The organism is Arenibacterium halophilum (assembly GCF_005938225.1).
Classification (GTDB): domain Bacteria; phylum Pseudomonadota; class Alphaproteobacteria; order Rhodobacterales; family Rhodobacteraceae; genus Arenibacterium; species Arenibacterium halophilum.
This window is the reverse complement of sequence record NZ_VCPC01000001.1, coordinates 957,901-978,813: the sequence shown is the minus strand read 5'-3', so window position 1 is coordinate 978,813 and position 20,913 is coordinate 957,901. Positions and strand designations below refer to the sequence as shown.

Sequence of the window (20,913 nt, the reverse complement as noted above, 5' to 3'; positions counted from 1 at the left end):
GGGGACACGATGAAAGATTTCACCCACAGGCCGGATCCGGAGGTTCGGATCCGCGACTATCGTATCGGCGCGATCGGTGCGGGCATGATCATGGCTGAATGCCATCTGGCCGCCTATGCCGAGGCCGGGTTTCAGGTGGTGGCCATTGCCTCGCGCACCAAGGCCAAGGCGGCGGAGGTGGCGCAACGCTGGAACATCGGCCGGGTGCATGACACGCCCGAGGCGCTGATTGCCGACACGGATGTCGAGATTGTCGATATCGCCTATCCGCCTGACCAGCAGCCCGCGCTGATCCGCGCCGCGCTGGCCGCGCCGCACATCAAGGGCGTGCTGGCGCAGAAACCGCTGGCCCTGTCGCTGGACGAGGCTCGCGCCCTGCGCGACGAGGCCCGCGCGGCGGGCAAGGTGCTGAGCGTCAATCAGAACATGCGCTATGACCAGTCGATGCAGGTTCTGAAACAGATCCTGAACCGCGGCGCGCTGGGCGATCCGGTGTTTGCCCAGATCGACATGCACGCGATCCCGCATTGGCAGGGGTTTCTGGAGGGGTACGACCGGCTGACCCTGTCGAACATGAGCGTGCACCACCTTGACGCGCTGCGGTTCCTGTTCGGCGACCCCGAAGAGGTGACCAGCCTGACGCGCCCCGATCCGCGCACCAGCTTCGACCATTCCGACGGGATCGTGGTGACCACGCTGAAATTCCCCGGCGGCCTGATGGCGCTGAGCCTTGAGGACGTATGGTCGGGCCCGCGCGAGGAAGGGTATGCCGACGATCAGCACATCACATGGCGGGTCGAAGGCACCAAGGGCGTCGCCAAGGGCACGATCGGCTGGCCGACGGGCGCGGCCTCGACCCTGAGTTACAACTCCACCACCGAGACGGGCGGCGAATGGGTCAGCCCCGCGTGGGACACGATGTGGTTTCCCCATGCCTTCATCGGCGTGATGGAGCAGCTGCAATACGCCATTCATGCCGGAGAAACTCCGGTTCTGAACGTGGCCGACAACGTGCGCACCATGGCGCTGGTCGAGGCCGCATACCAATCCATCGAACAGGGCCGCACGGTGCGGCTTGACCTGACGAACGACTGAGGGAGGACACGACAATGATGCAGACAGGGATTTTCACGGGCTATTTCCCGTATGACCTGAAAAAGACGGCCCAGGTGATCCGGGGCCACGATTTCAACACCGTGCAGCTGGACCTGCATTTCAAGGATATCGACGTGTCCGACGGGCAGGTGACGCCCGAGAAATGCCGCACCATCCGCGACACCTTCCGCGATCATCACCTGCCGGTGTCGTGCATTTCGGCCTATACCAACATTGTCCACCCGGACGCGGGCGAACGCGCGAAACGCAACGGACGGCTGAAGGAAATCCTGGCCCATGCGCAATACCTTGGCTCGCCCTATGTGATTTCCGAAACCGGCACCTTCGATACGGAAAGCGATTGGGTCCACCACCCCAAGAACAAGACGGAAGAAGGCTGGGACGATTGCCGCACGGTGATCTCGGACCTCGCGCAATTCGCCTATGACCACGGCGCGATGTTCCTGCTGGAAACCTATGTGAACAACGTGGTCGGCAGTGTCGAGGAAACCCTGCGCATGTTCGCCGAGGTCGATCACCCGGGGCTGGGCCTGCTGATGGACCCGACCAACTACTTCGAGGCGCATAACATCGACGCCATGGACAAGACGCTGAACTATGTCTTCGACGCGCTGTCGGACAAGATCAAGATCGGCCATGCGAAAGACGTGAAACGCTCGGGCGATGACAAGGGCGAAAAGCACTCTGACATCGGCGATGCGGATGCCGCCGAGAGCCACACATTCCGCGGTGTGGGTGAAATCGAACTGCCCGCGCCCGGGCTGGGAGAGCTGAACTACGATCTGTATTTCCAACGGCTGGCCAAGAAGCATCCGAACATTCCGATGATCATCGAACATCTGGATGAATCCGACGTGCCGCGCGCCAAGCAGTTTATCGACGGCCGGATGCGCGCCAACGGCGTCTAGGCCCGCGAGACCCACTGCGGCGGGCCAGAACCGGCCCGCCGTTTCCCCGACAAATGACAGAAGATGCCAGGGCCGCGGCGCTGGCAAACGGAGAGATCATGGTCAAGCTCTATGGAAAAGACCTGACCCGCCACGAGGCCGAGGCGCTGAGCGGTGGCCTGGGTCACGCCGCCGGGGTGCGCAGCATGGTGCTGGACGACGGGCTGGAGCGCGGAATCCGGATGCTGGAATTCCGCACCGGCACCGGCCTGCGTTTCACCGTGCTGGTGGACCGCGCGATGGATATTGCCGATTGCGAGTTTGCAGGGCAGGCGATCGGGTGGCATTCGCCGTCGGGGTTTCGCCATCCGGGCCTGCACGAGTACGAAGGCGAAGGCGGTCTGGGCTGGATGCGCAGCTTTTCGGGGCTGATGATCACCTGCGGGCTGGACCATATCCTGTTCATGTATGACGCGCCCGCCGACACCTATGTGTACGGGCCGCGCCAGACGGCCAGCCATTCGATTCATGGCCGTATCGGCACCATCCCCGCCAAGCTGACCGGCTATGGCGAACGCTGGGAGGGCGACCGTTGTTTCCTCTGGGCCGAGGGCGTGGTGAGCCAGGGCACAGTCTTTGGCGAGCATCTGGAATTGCACCGCCGGATCGAGGCCGAGGTGGGCACAAACGACATCCGCCTGCATGACCGCGTGGTGAACCGGGGGTTCTACAAGACGCCGCATATGTTCTGCTATCACATCAACGTCGGGCATCCCGTGTTGGAAGAGGGCGCGCGTTACCTTGCGCCCGTGGCCGATGTGGTCTGGGCGGCCCATGCCGACAGCTATGACCGGCAAGGAGTCGGGTATCGCCACCTGCCGGGGCCGCAGCTGGATTTCCACGAACAGGTCTGGCAGCACGAGATGGCCGCCGACAGCGCGGGCGAGGTGCCGGTGGCGCTGGTCAACGACCGGCTTGGCCTTGGGCTGATGGTCACGACGCGCAAGGATCAGTTCCCCTGCCAGTACGAATGGCAGAACCTGCAATCGGGGCAATACGCGCTGGGGATCGAACCGGCGACGAACCATGTTCTGGGCAATGCCGCCGCGCGCGAGCGGGGCGAGATGACGTGGTTGATGCATGGCGATGAACGCCGGTACGACACCACCTTCGCCGTGCTGCCCGACGCCGCCGCGATTGCCGGGGCAGAGGCGCGCATCGCGGCCATCGCGGTGCAACCCGATACGGATTACCCCGCGCCTTCGGGCAACCATCGCCCGATCGGGGGCCGGTCATGAGCGGCGCGCTGACAGGGCGCCGGGTGCTGTATACCGGGGCGTCGGGCGGGCTGGGCCACCAGACCACGCTGGATTTTCTGGCGGCGGGCGCCGAGGTCTTCGCCATCGACCGCGACCATTCCAAGAACGCGCGCCTGCTGGAGGACACGCCCCCCGGGGCCGCCGAGCGGCTGCACCTGCTTGAGATGGACCTGACCGACCAGCCCGCGCTGGAGGCCAAACTGGCCGAGATCACCGCCGAGCGTCCCATCGACGTGGTGCTGAACAACGCCGCGATCTACCCGTCGAAACCCTTTGAGGATTACGCGATGGAGGAGCTGCGCGCCGTGCATCAGGTCAACGTGGAATCCGCGTTGATCTGCACCCGCGCGGCGCTGCCGGGGATGCGCGCGCAAGGCTGGGGGCGGATTGTCAACGTCACCTCGATTACCCTGTCGGGCGGGTGGGAAAACCTGGCGCCATATGTCCAGTCCAAGGGCGCGCTGCTGGGGCTGACGCGGGCCTGGGCGCGCGAATTCGGCAAATGGGGCATCACCTGCAACGCCATCGCGCCCGGCGCCTTTCCGACCGACGCAGAGAAGATCCACCCTGATCCGGAAGGCTATGTGAAATTCGTGATGGATCATCAATCGGTCAAGCGGCGCGGAACGCCGCATGACATCGCCGCAACCATCCTGTTCCTCGCCTCTGACGGCGCGGGATTCATCTCTGGCCAGACCATCGCGGTGGATGGCGGCTGGATCATGCACTGAGGCAATCATGGGAATTCTGACGGGTTATACCGTGCTGGACTGTTCGATCGCGATGGCGGGGCCCTTTGCCGCGCAACGGCTGGGCGATCTGGGCGCGGATGTCATCAAGGTCGAACCGGTGGCGGGTGAATGGCAGCGCCACGCCCCGGCAGGCGGCATCACCGGCAACAAGATCAACGTGTCGTTCCTGTCGCTGAACCGCAACAAACGCTCGCTGGCCGTCGATCTGAAGTCCGAAGCCGGGCAGGCGATCATCCGCAGGCTGGTGGCCAAGGCGGATGTGTTCATCCAGAACTACCGCGCGGGTGTGGCCGGGCGGCTGGGCGTGGATTACGACACGCTCTCGTCGATCAACCCGGGGCTGATCTATGTCTCGATGACGGGCTACGGCGAAGACGGCCCCCACGCGCAGCGCCCGGGGCAGGACCTGCTGTTGCAGGCCATGTCGGGTGCGATGATGTCGACGGGTCGCAAGGGCGAACCGCCGCAGGCGGCCGGGCAGTACCTTGTGGATGCCGTCACCGCCTATACCGCCTTCGAGGGCGCGCTGGCCGCGCTGCTGCACCGCGAACGCACGGGCGAGGGCCAGAAGGTCGAGGTGAACATGCTGGACGCGATCACCACGCTTCAGATGCAGGAACTGTCGGTCTTCACGGTCGGTCACAAGCCGCAGGAGCGCAGCGCCGAGCCGCACGCCCATGTCTATATCCGCGCGCCCTATGGCACCTTCGCGACGCAGGATGGCTATATCGCGCTGGCGATGCCGAATTTTCCGGGGCTTGCCCGCGCGCTGAACGCCCCCGCGCTGGCCGAACTGGACGAGGTGCGCGCCGGCTGGGACGACCGCGATGCCACCTTTGCCGCGGTGCGCGAGGCGATTGCGCGCTTCACCAGCGCCGACTGTCTGTCGCGGCTGGCGGCCGAGGGCATCTGGGCCGGGCCGGTCTATGGCTATGCCGACCTGGTGGCCGACCCGCAGATTGCCCACAACGGCACCTTCATCGAATACGATCACCCGACCGAGGGGCATGTCAAAACCCCCGGCTTTCCGATCCGCTTTTCGCGCAGCCCGTCCGAGTTGCGCCGGGGTGCGCCGCTGACCGGCGAACATACCGACGACATCCTGCGCGCGGTCGGGTTTTCCGACGCCGAGATCGGAGAGATGGCGCAGGCTGGCGCCATCGGGCGGGGCGAGCCATGAGCGCGCGCGGCCTGACATGGGATCACCCGCGCGGCTATAATGCGCTGGCCGCCGCCGGTGGCCCGGTGACATGGGAGACGCAACCGCTGGAAGGGTTCGAAAGCGCCCCGATTGCCAGGCTCTGCGCCGAATATGACCTTGTCGTGCTGGATCACCCTCACCTGGGCGAGGCGCTGGCCGAGGGGTGCATCCTTCCGCTGGATCAGGTGTTCGAGGCCGAAGATCTGGCCCGGATCGCCGATGCCGCCATGGGGCCCAGTTTCGCCAGCTATGCGATGGCGGGGCGGCAATGGGCGCTGCCGCTGGATGCGGCGACGCAGGTCATGGCCTTGCGCCCCGACCTGACAGAGGCGCGCCCGACAACGTGGGACGAGGTGTTGCGACTGTCGGGGCAGGGCGGCGTTGCCCTGTCGTTGGCCGGGCCACATGCGGCGCTGTCGTTCCTGTCGGTCTGCGCCGCGCTGGATGCGGGGCTGGACCTGCGCGATGGCGGCTGGGTCGCGCCCGACGTGGCGCGCGAAGCCTATGACATCCTGGCCGAGCTGGCGGCACACAGCCCTGCCAGCACCGCCGCGCTGAACCCCATCGGCATCCTGAACCACATGAGCGCGCAGGACGATGTGGCGCTATGCCCGCTGATCTATGGCTATGTGAACTATGCCGCGCCAACCCGTGCGCATCCGCTGCGGTTTGCGAATGCGCCGCGCGCCGGCGGGCGGCCCGGGTCGATCCTTGGCGGCACCGGCATCGCGGTCTCGCGGCGCTGCACCATGACGGATGCCTTGCGCGCGCATCTGCTGATGCTGATGTCCGAGACGGCCCAACGCGGGCTGATCCCCGACAACGACGGCCAGCCCGGTCTGGCGGCCGCCTGGGCCGATCCGCGCATCAACGCGGCCTGGGGCAACTTTTACGCCGATACCGCTGACACCCTGCGCGCGGCGGCGATCCGCCCGCGCCACAACGGCTATATCGCGTTCCAGACGGCAGCCTCGGCGCATCTGCGCGATGCGCTTTCCACCCGCCGCCCCGCCGCCCAGGCGGTGGACGAGCTGGCCCGCATGTTCCACGCATCCATCGAAAAGGCCCAAGCATGAGCGCGCCGCTGACCCTGGACATCGACGGCCCCGTGGCCACGATCACCTACAACCGCCCCGACAAGCTGAACGCGATGACGCCCGAGATGGCCGCGCTGATGATCGAAGCGGTCGAGCGCTGCAACACCGACCCGGCCGTGCGCGCCGTGGTGCTGACCGGCACCGGCAAGGCGTTCTGTGCCGGGTCCGACATTGCCGAGCTGGACCGCTATGCCACCCCGTGGGATTTCCGCAACCGGCCCGAATATTGCGATGCGCTGCGCGCGCTGCTGAAGCCGTCGATTGCCGCCATCAACGGCTATGCCTTTGGCGGCGGGCTGGAAATGGCGCTGTCTTGCGACATTCGCATCGCGTCCGACACGGCCCGCATGGCCGCGCCGGAAATCAAGCTGGGCTGGATCGGCGGGGGCGGGATGACCGCGCTGCTGGCCCATTCCATCGGCCCGTCGAACGCCGCGATGATGGTGATGACGGGCGACCCCGTCGATGCCGCGCAGGCGCTGGGCTGGGGGCTGGTCAGCGAGGTCACGGCGCCCGACGCGCTGCTGGACCGCGCCCGGGCCATTGCGGCCACCATCGCCAGCCGCGCGCCGATCGCGGCGGAAACCGCGCGCGCCAACCTGAAAGCGGCCTATAACATGCCGCTGGAACGCGCCGTGGCCTATGAACGCGATCTGCAGGCGGTATGCTTTGCCACCGAAGACGCCGCCGAGGGGCGCGCGGCCTTCGCCGAGAAACGCACACCTGACTTTTCGCGCCGCTGACACAGGGACAAGGGAATACAATGAGTCTGCAAGACGATACCGCTCTTTGGCTGGGCCGCGCCTGGCTGCCCGATGTGAAGGGGCCTGCCGTCGTCACCGTGCGCGACGGCCAGCTGTGTGATGTCACCTCGCGCGCATTTCCGACCGTGTCGCATCTGTTGGACGCCGACGACCCCGCCGCTATTCTGCGTGATCTGCCCGGGCGGGCGCTTGGTCCGGTCGGCGATATTGCGGATGTGGCCCCGGATCCCGATCGGCTGCACCTGCTGGCGCCCTGCGACCTGCAGGCGATCAAGGCCTGCGGCGTGACTTTCGCGCGCTCGATGGTGGAACGCGTGATCGAAGAGCAGGCCGCCGGCGACCCCGCCCGCGCAGCCGAGGTGCGCGCCCGCATCGGGGCACTGATCGGAGACAGCCTGCGCAATCTGCGCGCCGGTTCGCCCGAGGCGGCAGAGGTCAAGGCCGCGCTCCAGGCCGAAGGGCTGTGGAGCCAGTATCTAGAGGTGGGGATCGGCCCCGACGCCGAGGTCTTCACCAAGGCGCAGCCGTTGTCCTCGGTCGGGCCTAACGCCGAGGTGGGGCTGCACCCGATTTCGACATGGAACAACCCCGAGCCGGAAATCGTGCTGGCCGTCAGCAGCACGGGCCGTATCCTTGGCGCGACGCTGGGCAACGATGTGAACCTGCGCGATGTCGAAGGCCGCTCGGCCCTGTTGTTGGGCAAGGCCAAGGACAACAACGCCAGCTGCGCCATCGGGCCGATGATCCGCCTGTTCGACGACGGGTTTTCGCTGGATGACGTGCGCGCCGCCACGCTGGATCTGACGGTGACGGGCGCGGGTGGCTATGAGATGACGGGCCAATCCTCAATGGCTGAAATCAGCCGGGATCCGGCTGATCTGGTGGCGCAGACCATCGGGCGCCATCACCAGTACCCCGACGGGGTGATGCTGTTTTTGGGCACGCTGTTTGCCCCGACAGAAGACCGCGACGAACCGGGGCAAGGGTTCACACATAAATCCGGGGATGTGGTCAGGATCGCGGCGCCCGGTCTGGGCGCGTTGGTCAACACTGTGCGCCTGTCGACCGAATGCCCCGAGTGGCACTTTGGTGTGCGGGCGTTGATGGCGAACCTAGCGCAACGCGGGCTGGTGTAGCCGGGCCTCTGCCAAGGTGGTGGGCATGCCCGCCGCCGTCACCTTTCAATAAACTCTTTGGGGCCTTCGGTGATCGACGGCGCCCTCTTCCTTCCCCATTCAAAAGGATCCTCCTATGAACGGCACACCCCCCGATTTCACCCCACATGGCAAGCACCTGATTGCGGGCGACTGGGTTACTGGCGATGCCACCTTCCAATCCGAGCCGGCCCATGGCCCTGCGCATGCGTTCTCGATCGGCACGCCCGATCTGGTCAACCGTGCCTGCGAGGCCGCCGAAGATGCATTCTGGACCTACGGCTATACCACGCGCGAGGCGCGCGCCGGGTTTCTTGACCGCATCGCCGACGAAATCGAGGCACGCGCCGAGGCGATCACCTTGATCGGCGCGCAGGAATCCGGCCTGCCCGAAGCGCGGCTGCAAGGCGAACGGGGCCGCACCACCGGCCAGCTGCGCCTGTTTGCCAGCCACATCCGCGCGGGTGACTATCTTGACCGCCGCCATGACGCGGCGCTGCCAGATCGCGCCCCGCTGCCGCGCCCCGATCTGAAGATGATCCAGCGCCCGATCGGTCCGGTGGCCGTGTTCGGTGCATCGAACTTTCCGCTGGCCTTTTCAACCGCCGGTGGCGACACCGCCGCGGCGCTTGCGGCGGGCTGTCCCGTGGTGGTCAAGGGCCACTCGGCCCATCCCGGCACCGGCGAAATCGTGGCCGAGGCAGTGCATGCCGCGATCGTCGCCTGCGGGCTGCACCCGGGCGTGTTTTCCCTGATCCAGGGCGGCAAGCGCGATGTCGGCACCGCGCTGGTGCAACACCCGCGCATAAAGGCGGTCGGCTTCACCGGATCGCTGGCAGGGGGGCGCGCCCTGTTCGATCTGTGTGCCGCACGGCCCGAGCCGATCCCGTTCTTCGGCGAACTAGGGTCAGTAAACCCGATGTTTCTCCTTCCGAATGCGCTGTCCCGCCGGGGGGCGGACATCGGCGCGGGTTGGGCTGGCTCCCTGACTATGGGGGCCGGGCAGTTCTGTACAAATCCCGGCATCGCGGTGGTGCCGCTGGGGTCAGATGGCGATGCCTTCGTGGCGGCGGCGGCCAGTGCGCTGGAGGGGCAGAGCGCGCAGACCATGCTGACCGACGGTATCGCCGAGGCGTTCAGAAAAGGTAAATCGCGGTTTGACACCCGCAATGCGGTGCGCCCCGTCCTGACGAAAGACTCCGAGGGCCGCAGGGCTTTACCGAATCTTTATGAAACCGATGCAGACACCTACCTGAGCGATGCCGCCCTGGGCGAAGAGGTGTTCGGCCCGCTCGGGCTGGTGGTGCGCGTGGACGGGCCGGGCGCCATGGCCGATCTTGCGCGCGGGTTCCACGGCCAGCTGACCGCGACGCTGCACATGGACGACGCCGATATGGAAGCGGCGCGCGCCCTGATGCCGATCCTTGAGCGGATGGCGGGCCGAGTGCTGGTCAACGGCTTTCCGACCGGGGTCGAGGTGGCCGACAGCATGGTTCACGGCGGGCCCTATCCGGCGTCGACCAATTTTGGCGCCACCTCGGTTGGCACACTCTCGATCCGCCGTTTCCTGCGGCCGGTCTGTTACCAGAATATTCCAGACGCGTTTATGGCGGACCTCTGAATGGCATAAACGCACACGTAAAACTGGCCGGTAACGCATATCCTGGCAGCCTGGCGTGCTCAAAATGAGGTATCCGAACGGAACGTGGTCCGGTAGGAAAGGGGCCCGAAAGAAAAGCGGAACGCGCGGTTGTGGAAACGCAATCGGTGGCTGCGGGTGTTTTCTGAGAGGCGATATGGCGGTAGGCTGTTGATCTACCAAGGTATGATTTCCGGGATGGGGATTCGTGTGCGCCACGCCTGCTCGTCTCGGTTCATCAAGATCGGTTCTGCAGCCCCCCTTCGTCAGCGCGCCGCCTGCAATGGATCGAGGCAAAGAGAGCCGGTTTTCCGTCCCGACGCATGTGGTTCTCTGTGCCTCACCGATATCGTTCTTGTCGCTGATCGACGCTTGTTTCTTCGGTCAGTTGCCTGGCCCTTGGCCGGGGTCGAGTCACGATGGTGATCCCGGCCGTGCTGCGCATCTTTGGCAAGACGGGCTGTTCAATGCGATGCTTGGAGCAGGTCGATACAGGCATCGCGACGGATCCGGTTGCTTTGATCGCCGCTTGGGTCGCTAACACGTCCTGTATGTCTAAGAGCCGCAGGTATCGGTTTCTCACCTGAACCCGTATCCGAGGTTTGGGGGGCACCGCTGGCGCGTTTCGACTGAGCTGGGCACGGCCGCATTGGTCGTCTGGTGCTAGATAAGTCCAGTGAGCTGCGTGCGATTGGCAGGAGGACGCACTGAAGGCTACCTGCCTCGACAGGCCATTTGAACACGCTTGTCGCGACGCTTCCAAAGTATGGAGGCGACCTTTCACAGTTGCTTCGAATCGATCTGGCCTTCTAACCTACTCGGAATTTTTTTGATCTGATTGGGGCGATACATGTTGGTTGAAGGTATTTCCACGCGCGAGGAATTTGCGGCGCTCATAGGGGAGGGAAGTACGGGCCCAGTTGGGTTTATGCAGCCGGGAACACATTCTGGCATGTTGGCCAATGACCTTCGTCGAATTCTGGAGGCCCAGACCGTCGCGACGTTCAATCAGAACTTGGACGACATCAAAGCCCAATTCAAGAACCACGCAAACAATCCTCAGGCGCAGGCTGTTTTGGCAATGAACAGGGTCCGCAGTCTGGAAGATATCGAGACGATCAATAGCGCACGAAAGATCCTGACGGACACATCCGTGAACCGCGCTGATCTGGATGATTCCACGAAGTTTACCGAATCGTCGGCAAGCAAATCGGTTGGCCACAGGCTCGAAGACGGAAATGAAGGAAATAGGAAATTCCTAAGCACCGAGCCTGGCGCGCATCAAGAGTATGTCGTTGGTCCTGATGATGAAATTTTAACTTATGAAACGGACCCGACGAATGTCGGGACCTACAATTTTTCTGGCGATGATATGGCCAAGCATTTCTGGTTGGATATCGTTCCGTGGATACTTTTCGGCAATAGCGATCCCGCGAACGGAATCGTCGATCCTTCAACGCAAGCAGAGCGTGCCGCCGCTATGGCAAAAGGTGCCGCCATGATGGCAGCCGAGAACGCATATAAACTGCAACCGGCCTATTGGACCGCTGTCGTTATTGTCAAGCTGGTCGAGGCAACGCTGAACAGCTCTCCTCTGGTGCTGGATCTTGACGGGGACGGGATCGAGCTGGTGTCGCTGGCGGACAGCACCGTGATGTGGGACATCGACGGTGATGATTTCCTGGAACACTCGGGCTGGGTGCAATCCGATGATGGTCTGTTGGCGCTGGACAGGAATGGCGATGGTGCGATCAGCGATTCCTCGGAGCTGTTTGGCAGCAACAGCCGCGATGGGTTCTCCATCCTGGCGGCCCTTGACGACAACAATGACGGGGTCATCAACCGCAAGGACTCGGTCTTTGGCCAACTGCGCGTCTGGCGGGATCTGGATCAGGACGGGGCCAGCCGCAAGGCCGAACTGTTCCGGCTCAAAGCGCTGGGAATTACCGAAATCGACGTGGTGGCGAAAACTGCGTCTGCCACCAACGCGGGGCATGACGTAAGCCACGTCTCGACCTTTACCATGACCGATGGCTCGGGCGGGGTTTTGACGCGGGCGATTGAAGATATCTGGTTCAACTACGACAACACCAACAGCCTGTACCGCCCCGATTTCGACATCGACCTTTCTGTCGTGCTGCTGCCTGACCTGCGGGGCTATGGCAATATCCCGCATCTGCGCCTTGCGATGATGGAGGGGCATGAGAGGTCCGATGCGCTGCGCCCGCTTGTCGCGCAGCTGGACGGGCTGAGCTTTGCGCAAATGTTCCGCAACCCCGATGACACCGCCGCGCTGGTGCGTGATATCCTGTTCACCTGGGCCGGGGTCGACCAAGTCGACCCGGATTCGCGCGGGGCTTATATAGACGCGCGCATGTTGCACTTCCTCGAGGCGTTCACGGACGAGCCGTTCCGCCAACGCGGCTATTCGCCTGACCCGTTCATTTTCGCGTCGCGCGATCTAATGGAAGGCTTTGATATCGCGTATGATAATGCCTATGCGCGGCTGCTGGCCCAGACCTCGGGGCATCTGTTGTTCGATGACGAAATCAGCTATGATAACCTTCTGGACAGTTTCAGCGGTGGCACCACCCTGAATGCCACCTATCTTGCCGAACTCGCGAATATTGCCAGAACCGGCGAGGATGCGCTTGTCGTGTGGCAGTCGGCGGTGCGCATGATCGAATTCACCGTCGGGGTATCGGCCCTGAAAGAAGCATCCAAGATCGATTTGAACGAGGCGATCAAGGGGTCTGTGAATGGTCTGGACCTGGCGGCCGTCCTGGCATCACTGGACTTCGAATCCTTCGCGGGCGGCACGTTTCGCGGGACCAATGGCGATGACACGCTCGCGGGTCGGGTTGGCGACGATTTCATCTATGGCGACTATGGCGATGACACGCTGAATGGTCGGGTGGGGGCTGACACGATCAACGGCGGCGGGGGCGATGACACCTTGATCGGAGGGATTGGCGCCGACCTGATCCGGGGCAGTTTCGGTGCCGATATCTATCGTTATGCGCGCGGCCATGGCGTGGACACCTATGCCGAAGAGGGGCACGAGCACGATACCATCCTTCTGGGCAAGGGGATCAAACGTGGCGATCTGACCATAGAGCGTGTGTCAAACGGTGATCTGCGGATCCTGATCGCCGGCGAGGCCCCGGGTGCGATCTATATCGAAGATCAGTTTACCAGCGGAGGCCATATTGAAACCATTCAGTTGAACAGCGGGGCCCGCATCGAACTGGACCAGACGGCATACACGCTGGTCGGATCGCAGGATGACGATCGCCTTTACGGGGTCGGATGGGGTGGGCTGAAGAACGACACCATCCTTGGCGGCGCGGGGAACGACATCATGTATGCCGCCGCGCCGAACCAGTACGGGTTCGAACGGAACAAGCTGCTGGGACAGTTGGGGGACGATAGCCTGTATGGTGACAGGGGAGCGGACCGTTTGCTTGGTGGGGGTGGTGATGATTACATCGCGGGCAACCTTGGCAACGATATCATCACCGGAGGGCGCGGAGACGATATCCTGTATGATGCCGGCGGGGATGATACGTATCGCTTTGCACGTGGCGACGGTATCGACCACATCGAGGATATCCGCGGCGAAGATGTTCTTGCCTTCGGAAAAGGCATCACGGAATCCGATATATCGGCGATCCGACGGGGCAATTCCCAGCTGGAGTTGCAGTTGGACGGTGGCCGGAAAGGCACCGTGCTGATTGACAACCAGTTCGACCCTCTCGGGGGGATCGAGACCATTCGGGTGCGTGGTGGCGTCACGCTGGATTATTCGACGACCGAATTCACGACATTGGGCACTGGTGGCGCTGATACCATCTACGGCATCCGGTTTGGCGGCTCTCCGGTTGACAGGATTTACGGTCGCGGCGGCAACGATACGATTTATGCGCAGGGTGTGAACAGCTATGAGTTCAACGCCAACTGGCTGTACGGCGAGGCCGGGAACGACAGGCTTTACGGCGGGCGGGGCGATGATGTTCTGGAGGGTGGAACCGGTCGCGATGTTATCCAGGGGTACCAGGGCGACGACCTTCTGACCGGTGGCCGAGGGCGCGACAAGATTTACGGCGGCCAGGGGGATGACACGTATCGGTTCGATTATGGTGATGGCGTCGACCAAATCCATGAAGAAATGGGCAACGATCGGATCCTGTTTGGCGACGGCATCAGCGTCGATGACCTTCAGATGGTTCGGATTGGCAATTCGACATTGCGCATCACGGTTGACGGCGGCGCGGGCGGCCAGATCGAGGTGCGCAGCCAGTTCGACTATCGCGGGGCGGTGGAGACGCTGGAGTTTGCAGACGGTTCGACGCTGGATCTGACAGCGACCGCCTTCGTGACCCGGGGCACCGAACGTGCCGATAGCATACTTGGCATTCGCTATGGCGGGTCGGCCGTGGATCGCATCTATGGCGGCGGTGGCAACGATACGATCTATGCCGAAGGCGCCAACAGCTATGATTACACGGCCAACTGGCTCTATGGCGAGAATGGAAACGACTGGCTGTACGGGGGCCGGGGGGATGACGTGATCGAGGGCGGGGAAGGCAACGACTACCTGTATGGCGATCTGGGCGATGACCTGCTGACCGGCGGGGCCGGAAACGACCAATTATACGGGGCGCAAGGGACAGATACGTTTGTATACTCTGGCGGGCGCGACACGATCCTCGATTTTGATGGCGATCTGCTACATCTGTCGACATCGGTTTGGGGGGATGGCGCACAGACGGTGGGCGAGGTGATGAGCTTTGCCACGGTAACCGGCTCGAACACGCTGTTCGTGTTTGACGAGGATAATCGCTTGCTTGTGGACGGGTTTACCGACCTTGCCGCGATCGAGGCGGCGATCACCTTGATCTGACCGCGCAGTGGGCTGCGACATCGCGAGGCATCGCAATGGGTTGACCCCGGACCCGGCGGCGGCCATGAAACAGCCGCCCCAGTGCCAACCAGACAGGACAGCCCATGGCCCGAACCGCCCCCGCCTCTGCCGCCCCCGGGGCCAGCGAAGAGCGCGCGACATCGCGCAACATGCGCGGGCTGAATGCGCTCTGGCCGTTCCTGAAGCCCTATCGCGGGCTGCTGCTGGCGTCGCTCTGTGCGCTGGTGCTGACGGCGGGCGTGTCGCTGACGCTGCCGCTGGCGGTGCGCCGAGTGGTCGACAATTTCCGCACCGGGGCGGATGCGCTGCTGGATCAGTATTTCCTGGCCGCGCTGGGCATTGCCGCGCTGCTGGCGCTGGGCACCGGCCTGCGCTACGCGCTGGTGACGCGGCTGGGCGAGCGGGTCGTGTCGGACATCCGCAAGGCCGTGTTCGACCGGGTGCTGGGCATGAGCCCTGCGTTTTTCGAAAACATCATGACCGGCGAAGTGCTGAGCCGGATCACCACCGACACCACGCTGATCCAGTCGGTTCTGGGCTCGTCCGCCTCGATCGCGTTGCGCAACATGCTGATTTTCCTGGGCGGTCTGGTGCTGATGCTGCTGACTTCGGTCAAGCTGACCGGGCTGGTGCTGCTGCTGGTGCCAGCGGTGATCGTGCCGATCATGACGCTGGGGCGGCGGCTGCGCCGGATCAGCCGCGAAAACCAGGACTGGATCGCGGCCTCGTCGGGCAACGCGGGCGAGACGCTGGGCGCGGTGCAGACGGTGCAGGCCTTTACCCACGAGGCACAGAGCCGCGCGGGCTTTGCCGAGATGACAGAGACCGCCTATCAGGTGTCGTTGCGGCGGATCACGACGCGGGCGCTGATGACGGTGATCATCATCTTCCTCGTGTTCTCGGGCGTGGTGGGCGTTTTGTGGATCGGCGCGAACGACGTGCGCGGCGGCGCGATGAGCGAGGGCACGCTGATTCAGTTCGTGATCTACTCGGTCATGGTGGCAGGGTCTGTCGCCGCGCTGTCGGAAATCTGGGGCGAGTTGCAGCGCGCGGCGGGCGCGACCGAGCGCCTGGTCGAGTTGCTGAATGCAACCGATACGGTGCACGACCCGGACGTGGCGAAAACGCTGACCCAGCCGGTGCGCGGCGCGATCAGGTTTGACGATGTGCATTTCACCTATCCCGCGCGGCCGGGAATGCCGGCGCTGGACGGGGTGACGCTGGACATCGCGCCGGGCGAAACGGTGGCTTTTGTCGGGCCTTCGGGCGCGGGCAAGACCACGGTGATCCAGATGATCCTTCGGTTCTACGCGCCGCAGCGCGGGCGCATTCTGTTCGATGGTGTGCCGCTGGAAGATATGGATCGCGCCGCCTTCCGCCGCCATCTGGCGCTGGTGCCGCAGGATCCGGTGATCTTTGCCGCTTCGGCCCGCGACAACATCCGGTTCGGACGCCCCGAAGCCAGCGATGCCGAGGTTGAAGCGGCGGCACGGGCGGCGGCGGCGCATGACTTTATCGCGGCGCTGCCCGAAGGCTATGACGCCTGGCTGGGTGAACGCGGCGTGATGTTGTCGGGTGGGCAGAAGCAGCGCATCGCCATCGCCCGCGCGATCCTGCGCGACGCGCCCGTGCTGCTGCTGGACGAGGCGACCAGCGCGTTGGATGCCGAAAGCGAAGGCGCGGTGCAGCGCGCGGTCGAAATGCTGTCGCAGGGGCGCACGACGCTGATCGTCGCGCATCGGCTGGCCACGGTGAAAAAGGCCGACCGGATCGTGGTGATGGAAGCGGGCCGTATCGTGGCCGTGGGCAGCCACGATGCGCTGGTGGCCGAGGGCGGGCTGTACGCGCGGCTGGCCCGAATGCAGTTCACCGACGGCGCCACCGCCGCCTGATCCCGAAACGTTGCCCAGCGGAGGCCCGTTCCGGGCCACACGACATTTGGCCGCCCGTCCGGGCGGCGTGGGCGCCTGTTGCGTCCGGTGTGGCACGCCCGGAGAACCCGAATTGCGCAACGTCATCATGGGCGATCCCCCGCCTGCGGGCTTGCCTAAGCCTTGGTTTCCTTACAAGTTGAGCCTGTGAGAGAATGGCCGGGGTACATCGGCCTGCCGGGGAGGAGACCGTCACATGACTTTTGCGTCGCGCCAGGATGCGCTTGCGATCGAAGCCGAAATGCCGTGGGCCAACCGCGATTTGCCCAGGACGGTGTTCGAGATGCTGAGCGATACCGCGAAGAAATTTCCGCAGCGCCCGGCGGTGTCCTATCAGCTTTTGTCGGGACCAAAGGACAAATCTGAAACGCTGACCTGGGCGCAATTGCAAGGCAAGGTCGCGCAAGCCGCGAACCTGTTCCGCACGCTGGGAATTGGTGAAAAGGACGTTGTCGCACTGGTGCTGCCCAATACCACCGAGACGGTGATTGCCACGGTGGCGGGCACGGTGGCTGGTATCGTCAACCCGATCAACCCGCTGCTGGATGCCGAGCAGATCGGCGCCATTCTGCGCGAGACAGGGGCCAAGGTTGTCGTGACCCTTCGCGCCTTTCCCAAGACCGACATCGCCGAGAAGGCCGCCGAAGCGGTGGCGCTGGCCCCCGATGTGCACACGGTTCTGGAGATCGACCTGAACCGTTACCTGACTCCGCCCAAAAGCTGGATCGTGCCGCTGGTGCGGCCCAAGGTCGAGGTGCGCCACAAGGCGGCCGTGAAGGATTTCAACAAGGAAGTTGCTTCGCAATCCACCACGCTGAGCTTCCCGGATGCAACCGAGGACCGGATCGCGGCCTATTTCCACACCGGCGGCACCACGGGGATGCCCAAGGTGGCGCAGCACAAGTATTCGGGCATCGTCTATCAGGGCTGGATCGGGGACGAGCTGCTGTATACCGAGGAAGACAGCGTGATGTGTCCGCTGCCTCTGTTCCACGTCTTTGCCTGCCACGTGATCCTGATGGCCGTGATCAAATCGGGCGCGCATGTGGTGTTTCCGACGCCCGCAGGATATCGCGGCGACGGGGTGTTCGACAATTTCTGGAAGCTGTGCGAACGCTGGAAAACGACCTTTATCATCACCGTGCCCACCGCGGTGTCGGCGCTGATGCAGCGTCCGGTGGATGCGGATCTGTCGTCCGTGAAGAACGCTTTTTCCGGCTCAGCCCCGATGCCGCTGGAATTGTTCCGCCGGTTTGGCGAGGCAACGGGGATGAACATTGTCGAGGGGTACGGCCTGACCGAGGCGACCTGCCTTGTGTCCTGCAACCCGGTCGATGGTGAAAAGAAGGTCGGCAGCGTCGGCGTGGCCTTTCCCTATACTGATCTGCGCATCGTCAAACTGGTCGATGGCAAGCCGGTGGATTGCGGCACCGATGAGGTGGGCGAAATCTGTGTGTCCAACCCCGGCGTTTTTGCCGGGCACACCTATACGGAAGAGGCCAAGAACAAGGATCTTTACCATTTCGGGACGCATCTGCGCACGGGTGATCTGGGCCGCGTCGACGCCGATGGTTACCTGTGGATCACAGGCCGTGCCAAGGATCTGATTATCCGGGGCGGGCACAACATCGACCCGGCCGAGATCGAAGAGGCGCTGCTGAAACACCCCGCCGTCGCCTTTGCCGGTGCGGTGGGCCAGCCCGACGCCCGCGCGGGCGAGCTGCCCTGCGCCTTTGTCGAATTGGTGGGCGGTGCAACGGTCACCGAAGACGAGTTGATGGCGCATTGCAACGAACACGTCCACGAACGCGCGGCCCATCCCAAGCACATGACCATTCTTGACGAACTGCCGAAAACCGCGGTGGGCAAGGTGTTCAAACCCGATCTGCGTAAGCGCGCGATCTCCCGCATCTACAACCAGGCGCTGGAAGAGGCCGGGGTGGCAACCCGCGTGCGCGATGTGGTCGACGACAAGAAACGCGGGCTGGTGGCCCGTCTGGATCGCAACGGTGCGGACGAAGCAGCCGTATCGCGCGTGCTGGGCGATTTCACCAGGCCGTGGGAATGGGCGGCCTGAGATGGCCGACTACGCGCGCCTGCTGGACGAGGAAATCCACGCCTTCATCGCGCGTACCAACGCCAGCTACCCCGAAGACGCGGCCGGGCTCGATATCGCGGGCCAGCGCCGCGTCTATGACGCGATGTGTGCCGATTTTCACGCTGGCCGGCCCGATGGGGTCGCGGTCGAGGATCGTTCGGTTTCGAAAGTGCCGCTGCGGATCTACACGGCCGGAGAGCCGTCTTGCACGGTGCTTTATTTGCACGGGGGCGGTTTTTTGGTTGGCGGGCTGGACAGTCACGACGATGTCTGCGCCGAAATCTGTGCGGGTACAGGCTATCGCGTGGTGGCCGTGGCGTATCGGCTGTCGCCCGAGCACAAGCACCCGGCCGCTTTTGAGGATGCGCGGACGGCTCTGGAGTGGGTTATCGAAAGTTTCGAGGGTCCGGTCGTGCTGGCCGGAGACAGTGCCGGTGGCAATCTTGCCGCGGCGCTTGCCCATAGTTCACGCGGGAAAACGCGCAGGATTGCGGGGCAGGTGCTGATTTATCCGGGGCTAGGCGGCGACAGCAACGCCACGTCCTATCACGATCACGCCGAAGCGCCGATGCTGAGCCGGTCGGATCTGGAATTTTACGACGGTATCCGCGCCGATGGTGCGCCGCCGCGGACTGATCCGACCTATGCCCCGCTGGGCGATCGCGATTTTCGAAAGCTGCCGCGCACGGTCATCTTTACGGCCGAGTGTGACCCGCTGCAAAGCGATGGGCCAGCCTATGCCGATCGGCTGCGGCAGGCAGAGGTTCCGGTACATCTGGTGGATGAGCCGGGACTTGTGCATGGCTATCTGCGCGCGCGACACATGTCGAACCGGGCCAGAGAAAGCTTTGAGCGCATCATACTGGCGATCGAGGCTTTGGGGCAGGGGCTTTGGCCCTATGACTGAAGGCGCTGGCGGATGCGCCGCAGGGGGCGCTGCCCCCGTCCGCTTATGCGGACTCCCCCGGGATATTTGGACCCCACAGAAAAACGGCGTTCGCGCTTCTTTGAGGTCATAGATATTCCCGCCCGAGGCACCGCGCTTGGCGCGGGACTGAATCAGGTCAGGAAAGAGCCGGCTTTCATGCTGTCGGGCACCGCGGCGCCAAGGCGTGAGAGGATCGTCGGCGCGAGCTGAAGCTGATCAATGACCGTTTCTTCGGCGGGGCCCTCGGCATCACCGAAATAGTAGAGTGCGGCCTCTTGTTGCAGATCGCTGCGCCCGCCGTGGTGGCCGCGCTCGTCCTGCCCGTGGTCGGCTGTCACGATGATCTCGTAGCCCATGGCGCGCCATTTGGGGATGAAGGGGGCCAGCATTTCGTCCATCACCGCGCAGGCATGGTCCATTTCCTGGCAGTCGTGAAAAAAGCGGTGGCCCATGCTGTCAAGCGTACAGGTGTGCAGCATCCCGTAGGTCAGATCGAAACGGCCGCAGAGGTTGGTGAGCGTGGCGAACAGGTCGACGTCCGAAGGTGTCATCTGATTGATCAACCCATAGCCCGTCATGGTGTGAAACCGGCCGTGGTTGATCGTGTCGCTGTCGGGTTCGTCGTATTCGATATCGCGCACCAGATCGAAGGGATGGCGATTGAAGAAGGACGACCAGAAGGAATGCGCCACGGCGCCGGTCACGCCGCCGGATTTGCGCACCTGGCTGAACACATCGGGCTGCGAAAGACGGAATACGTTGCCGTTGCCGGTGCATCCGTGCTCCTGCGGGCTGACGCCTGTATGGATCGACGCGTAACAGGAGGCCGAAATCGACGGCAGCACCGCGCGATGTTTCCAGACGCGCGCCTCTCCCGAGTGAACCCAGCCTTCGAGATTGCCGAACAGGCGGCGCCAGTTGCGCCAGGGCACCCCGTCGAGGATGATGAGGAGAAGTTTGCGGTCCATCTCGCGGCCTCCGTTTTTATCGGTACATCAAACCCGCCTCGGCGTGGGAGCGCAAGATCCCGATGCGCCCGGCAGCCGGCGGCTTCCGGCCCTTTTCTTCACTCTTGGCAGGCCATATACCTGCGTTACCTCGCA

At 63.9% G+C, this 20,913-nt stretch carries 14 protein-coding genes; 13 read left to right on the top strand and 1 reads right to left on the bottom strand.

The window, feature by feature from the left end; translation table 11 throughout:
* Positions 1–9 precede the first annotated feature (9 nt).
* The 13 genes from FGK64_RS04700 (at position 10) to FGK64_RS04640 (ending at position 19,789) form a co-directional block, all read left to right on the top strand.
* Positions 10–1,095: a Gfo/Idh/MocA family protein gene (locus FGK64_RS04700; protein WP_138862614.1), complete on the top strand. Its 1,086-nt coding sequence runs from the start codon at positions 10–12 to the stop codon at positions 1,093–1,095.
* Positions 1,096–1,109: 14 nt separating this feature from the next.
* The gene (locus FGK64_RS04695) at positions 1,110–2,024 is read left to right on the top strand and encodes a sugar phosphate isomerase/epimerase family protein (protein ID WP_138862613.1); all 915 of its coding nucleotides are present in this window, start codon (positions 1,110–1,112) and stop codon (positions 2,022–2,024) included.
* Positions 2,025–2,122: 98 nt separating this feature from the next.
* Entirely contained in the window at positions 2,123–3,301 is a 1,179-nt protein-coding gene (locus FGK64_RS04690; RefSeq protein WP_138863062.1) for an aldose 1-epimerase family protein, read from the top strand.
* A complete protein-coding gene (locus tag FGK64_RS04685) occupies positions 3,298–4,053 on the top strand; it encodes an SDR family NAD(P)-dependent oxidoreductase (protein ID WP_138862612.1) in 756 nt (251 codons plus the stop codon). The genes FGK64_RS04690 and FGK64_RS04685 overlap by 4 nt, the downstream gene beginning before the upstream one ends.
* Positions 4,054–4,060: 7 nt before the next feature.
* Positions 4,061–5,254: a CaiB/BaiF CoA transferase family protein gene (locus FGK64_RS04680; protein ID WP_138862611.1), complete on the top strand. Its 1,194-nt coding sequence runs from the start codon at positions 4,061–4,063 to the stop codon at positions 5,252–5,254.
* A complete protein-coding gene (locus FGK64_RS04675; protein WP_138862610.1) occupies positions 5,251–6,351 on the top strand; it encodes an extracellular solute-binding protein in 1,101 nt (366 codons plus the stop codon). Before FGK64_RS04680 ends, FGK64_RS04675 begins: the two co-directional genes overlap by 4 nt.
* Positions 6,348–7,115 (top strand): enoyl-CoA hydratase/isomerase family protein, encoded by a 768-nt coding sequence (locus FGK64_RS04670; protein WP_138862609.1) that lies wholly within the window; start codon positions 6,348–6,350, stop codon positions 7,113–7,115. The genes FGK64_RS04675 and FGK64_RS04670 overlap by 4 nt, the downstream gene beginning before the upstream one ends.
* A 20-nt stretch (positions 7,116–7,135) precedes the next feature.
* Entirely contained in the window at positions 7,136–8,272 is a 1,137-nt protein-coding gene (locus tag FGK64_RS04665) for a fumarylacetoacetate hydrolase family protein (RefSeq protein WP_138862608.1), read from the top strand.
* 115 nt (positions 8,273–8,387) lie between these two features.
* Positions 8,388–9,911, top strand: coding sequence for an aldehyde dehydrogenase (NADP(+)) (locus tag FGK64_RS04660; RefSeq protein ID WP_138862607.1), 1,524 nt, complete (start codon positions 8,388–8,390; stop codon positions 9,909–9,911).
* 1,519 nt (positions 9,912–11,430) lie between these two features.
* Positions 11,431–14,832, top strand: coding sequence for a calcium-binding protein (locus FGK64_RS04655; RefSeq protein WP_171053968.1), 3,402 nt, complete (start codon positions 11,431–11,433; stop codon positions 14,830–14,832).
* Between the two features lie 104 nt (positions 14,833–14,936).
* Positions 14,937–16,745 carry an ABC transporter transmembrane domain-containing protein gene (locus tag FGK64_RS04650; RefSeq protein ID WP_138862605.1) on the top strand — a complete coding sequence of 603 codons (1,809 nt, stop codon included), beginning with the start codon at positions 14,937–14,939 and terminating at the stop codon, positions 16,743–16,745.
* Positions 16,746–16,980: 235 nt separating this feature from the next.
* On the top strand, positions 16,981–18,861 hold the full coding sequence (locus FGK64_RS04645) for an acyl-CoA synthetase (protein WP_138862604.1): 1,881 nt from the start codon (positions 16,981–16,983) through the stop codon (positions 18,859–18,861).
* A 1-nt stretch (position 18,862) separates the two neighbouring features.
* The gene (locus tag FGK64_RS04640) at positions 18,863–19,789 is read left to right on the top strand and encodes an alpha/beta hydrolase (protein ID WP_138862603.1); all 927 of its coding nucleotides are present in this window, start codon (positions 18,863–18,865) and stop codon (positions 19,787–19,789) included.
* Between the two features lie 152 nt (positions 19,790–19,941).
* On the opposite strand, the gene FGK64_RS04635 is transcribed toward FGK64_RS04640, so the two are convergent.
* Positions 19,942–20,778 carry an alkaline phosphatase family protein gene (locus FGK64_RS04635; RefSeq protein WP_138862602.1) on the bottom strand — a complete coding sequence of 279 codons (837 nt, stop codon included), beginning with the start codon at positions 20,776–20,778 and terminating at the stop codon, positions 19,942–19,944.
* Positions 20,779–20,913 lie beyond the last annotated feature (135 nt).